The following is a 1,265-nucleotide window of genomic DNA, read 5'->3' as shown; positions in this document are numbered from 1 at the left end:
GATGAAGGCTATTGCGGGCTTTGTCCAGCCCGCCGCTGATCAGACCAGCCGACCAAGCCTATTTTGAGCTGCTTATTTTAAGCTGGGCGCTGGTTGATCACTTCGTCGATCAAGCCGTATTCCTTCGCAGCTTCCGCACTCATGAAGTTGTCGCGGTTGGTATCGCGCTCGATTTCTTCCAGAGTGCGACCGCTGTGTTTGGCCATCAGCGTGTTCAGACGCTCGCGAATAAAGAGGATTTCCTTGGCGTGGATTTCGATGTCCGACGCCTGGCCCTGGAAACCGCCCAAAGGCTGGTGAATCATCACACGCGAGTTCGGCAGGCAGAAACGCTTGCCTGGAGCACCTGCGGTCAGCAGGAATGCGCCCATGCTGCAGGCCTGGCCGATGCAAGTGGTTGATACGTTGGGTTTGATGAACTGCATGGTGTCGTAGATCGACATGCCTGCAGTCACCGAACCGCCCGGGGAGTTGATATAGAGATGGATGTCCTTGTCCGGGTTTTCCGCTTCAAGGAACAGCAGTTGCGCGCAGATCAGGTTGGCCATGTAGTCCTCTACCGGACCAACCAGAAAGATCACTCGTTCCTTGAGCAGGCGCGAGTAGATGTCATAGGCGCGTTCGCCACGAGCAGATTGCTCGACAACCATCGGGACCAGGCCGCCTGCGGCCTGGATATCAGAGTTCTGCTGAATATACGAATTACGGAACATGCTCTGCAGTCACTCCCAAATAGTTATGTCTTGAATACGCATAAGCCAGCTCGAAGGCTGGCTTATGTGTGTACTTCTTAACGCAAAAACAATCAGTCGGCTTTTGGAGCTTCTACCGGCTTGACCGCTTCTTCGTAAGAGACCGATTTGTCGGTCACGCTAGCTTTCTGCAGAACAGTATCCACAACTTGTTCTTCCAGCACAACCGAACGCACTTCGTTCAGTTGCTGCTCGTTTTTGTAGTACCACGACACAACCTGCTCAGGCTCCTGGTAAGCCGAAGCCATTTCCTGAATCATTTCGCGAACGCGAGCTTCGTCAGGCTTCAGGTCGAACTGCTTGACCACTTCAGCCACGATCAGGCCCAGCACTACGCGACGCTTGGCTTGCTCTTCGAACAGCTCGGCCGGCAGTTGATCAGGCTTGATGTTGCCACCGAACTGCTGAACAGCCTGCACGCGCAGACGGTCAACTTCGTTGGACAGCAGAGCCTTAGTCACTTCGATCGGGTTGGTGTCCAGCAGAACGTCCATTTCCTGATTCTTGACCTTG

1 protein-coding gene and 1 pseudogene are annotated in these 1,265 nt (G+C 54.2%); both read right to left on the bottom strand.

Annotated features, from left to right (window positions below):
- Nucleotides 1-77 precede the first annotated feature (77 nt).
- Nucleotides 78-713, bottom strand: a complete 636-nt coding sequence (gene clpP / locus ACIONG_RS30545; RefSeq protein WP_007951559.1) for an ATP-dependent Clp endopeptidase proteolytic subunit ClpP — start codon at nucleotides 711-713, stop codon at nucleotides 78-80.
- A 92-nt stretch (nucleotides 714-805) separates the two neighbouring features.
- Nucleotides 806-1,265: pseudogene (locus ACIONG_RS30540) on the bottom strand (trigger factor); the annotation flags it as partial.

The sequence above is a fragment of the Pseudomonas sp. NPDC087817 genome, from assembly GCF_044742875.1.
Lineage (GTDB): Bacteria > Pseudomonadota > Gammaproteobacteria > Pseudomonadales > Pseudomonadaceae > Aquipseudomonas.
Note: the sequence above shows the minus strand (reverse complement) of the source record. Positions and strands in the feature narration are given on the sequence as shown.